This is a genomic window from Cellulomonas jepli (assembly GCF_047229345.1).
Lineage (GTDB): Bacteria > Actinomycetota > Actinomycetes > Actinomycetales > Cellulomonadaceae > Cellulomonas_A.
In genome coordinates, this window is the sequence record NZ_JBFTER010000191.1 from 1 (window position 1) to 2,602 (window position 2,602).

Annotated in this window: 2 protein-coding genes; one reads left to right on the forward strand and one right to left on the reverse strand. The window is 75.1% G+C overall.

Translation table 11 applies throughout. From position 1 onward, the window contains the following. Positions 1-884, reverse strand: an 884-nt coding sequence (locus AB6N24_RS22980; protein WP_412871676.1) for a coiled-coil domain-containing protein, incomplete at its 3' end; no start/stop codon positions are given. 491 nt (positions 885-1,375) lie between these two features. On the opposite strand from AB6N24_RS22980, the gene AB6N24_RS22985 reads away from it, so the two are divergent. Further along, positions 1,376-2,602, forward strand: a 1,227-nt coding sequence (locus tag AB6N24_RS22985) for a bifunctional o-acetylhomoserine/o-acetylserine sulfhydrylase (protein WP_412871677.1), incomplete at its 3' end; no start/stop codon positions are given.

A 2,602-nucleotide genomic window follows, 5' to 3' on the forward strand; every position in this document is an offset into this window, starting at 1 on the left:
GGGGGGTCGCGGGCCGCGACGGCCGGGCGGTCGGCCTCCTGGCGGGGCAGGGCGCGCGCGGGGGCGGGCGGCTGGGCCGCGGGGCGGCGCGCCTGGGCGGCGGCGTTCTCGCGGGCCTGGCGCTCGACGTCGAGGGCGTCCTGGCGCGCGCGCTCGACCTCGGCGCTCGTGCTGCGCGCCGCGGCGAGCTGCGCGATGAGCCCCTCGCGCTCGACCGTGGCGGCGGCGACGGCCTCGTCGGACTCCTGCTGCACCTGCTTGGCCTCGGCGAGCGCGTCCTGCGCGGCCGCGGCTGCCTCCTCGCGGGCGGCGACGGCCTCGTCGGCGCGCTTCTTGAGCGTCGTCGCGACGAGCTGCGCGGCGCGGAACTCCTGCACGGCGGTGTCGGCCTTGGTGCTGACCCGGGCGAGCGCGGTGCTGCGCTCGACGACCTGGTCGAACCCGTCGGCCGAGAGGAACGCCTGGACCGAGTCCATCGAGCCACCCGAGCGGGCGCTCTGCCGGGCGATCGCGACGAGCGTGCGGCGGGCGGCCTCGGCCTGCTCCTGGGCGACGCGGTGGCTCTCGGCGGCGGTGGTCGCGGCGGCGGCTGCGGCCTCGCTCTCGACCTGCGCCTGCGTGTACGCCTCGGCGGCCTGCTGGACGCGCACCAGGGCGGCGTCGCGCTCGGCGCTCTGCTGGGCGAGGCGCACCTCGATCGCGGCCACCGACGACTCGGCCCCGCTGACCGCACGGCGCGCGTCGCGCACGTCCTCGTCGCTGGGGGCGGCGGGGGCGGCGGTCGCCGCGACCGGCGTCAGCACGAGCAGCGCGGCGGCGAGCGAGGCCGCCGCGGCACGCCGGAGCCGGGGTGCCGTGCGGCCGCGCGGGTGGGGGTGCGTCACCTGATGTCCTTCGTCGTCCGAGGGCGCGACCTTGAGCCGTCGGGGGCGCCCGTCGGCACGCTACCGGCGCGATTCACAGAAGTGAACACCAGTCACACCCGTCACACGAGTCACACCGATGTGGTTCGGGAGCGATCCGGACGAAACGACCGGGTGAAGCTGCCCGATCGCGCGGTGGTCGGGTGACGGGGTGAAGCCGTCCCGCATCGCGAGACCGGCGTTTCACATGCGGGACATCGCTCGTACTGTTCGTGACATGTCCCGCCGAATGTGTCGCTGACCAGCGCACGCTCGGCTGTGCCCGGTGACCGGTCACCTGAGCCCCCCGCCCTCCCCGCGCAGCCTCGCGGGCGACGGGCACCGGGCTCCCGGTCCTGATCGGGCCGCTCCGGCACCGCGGCAGCGTGCGCCCCTCCCCCGCCCCCGCGCACCCCTGCCTGACGCGTCCGCCCGACGCCGGCCCCGCCCCGCCCCGCCCCGAGGAGATCCCCATGAACCACGCCTGGTCCTTCGAGACCCGCCAGATCCACGCCGGCCAGACCCCGGACGCCGCGACCGGCGCCCGCGCGCTGCCGATCTACCAGACGACGTCCTTCGTGTTCCCGGACGCGGGCGTCGCCGCCGACCGGTTCGCCCTCAAGGACCTCGGCCCGATCTACACGCGCATCGGCAACCCGACGCAGACGGCCGTCGAGGACCGGATCGCCTCGCTCGAGGGCGGCGTCGGCGCGCTCCTCGTCGCGTCCGGCCAGGCCGCCGAGACGCTCGCGATCCTCAACATCGCCGAGGCCGGCGACCACGTCGTCGCGAGCCCGAGCCTCTACGGCGGCACCTACAACCTCCTGCACCACACGCTGCCCAAGCTCGGCATCCGGACGACGTTCGTGACCGACCCGCACGACGCCCAGGCGTGGCGCGACGCGGTCCGCCCGAACACCAAGCTGTTCTTCGCGGAGTCGATCCCGAACCCGCGCGCCGACGTCCTCGACATCGAGCTCGTCGCCGGCATCGCGCACGAGAGCGGCGTGCCGCTGCTCGTCGACAACACCGTCGCGACGCCGTACCTGATCCGGCCGTTCGAGCACGGCGCCGACGTCGTCATCCACTCGGCGACCAAGTACCTCGGCGGGCACGGCACCGCGATCGGCGGCGTGATCGTCGACGCCGGCACGTTCGACTACGCGCAGCACCCCGAGCGGTTCCCGAACTACAACCAGCCCGACCCGAGCTACCACGGGCTCGTCTACGCGCGCGACCTCGGCGTCGGCAGCGCGTTCGGGGCGAACCTCTCCTTCGTCCTCAAGGCCCGCGTGCAGCTCCTGCGCGACCTCGGCGCCGCGATCTCGCCGTTCAACGCGTTCCTCATCGCGCAGGGCATCGAGACGCTGTCGCTGCGGGTCGAGCGCCACGTCGAGAACGCCCAGAAGGTCGCCGAGTGGCTCGAGGCGCGCGAGGACGTGCTCGGCGTGCACTACGCGGGGCTGGCGTCGAGCCCGTGGAACGCGAACGCCCGCAAGTACGCCCCGCGCGGTGCCGGTGCGGTGCTGGCCTTCGAGATCGAGGGCGGCGCCGCGGCCGGCCAGGCGTTCGTGTCCGCGCTCGAGCTGCACTCGAACGTCGCGAACATCGGCGACGTGCGCTCGCTCGTCATCCACCCCGCCTCCACGACGCACCAGCAGCTGAGCGCGGAGCAGCTCGTCGCGGCCGGCATCCCCGCG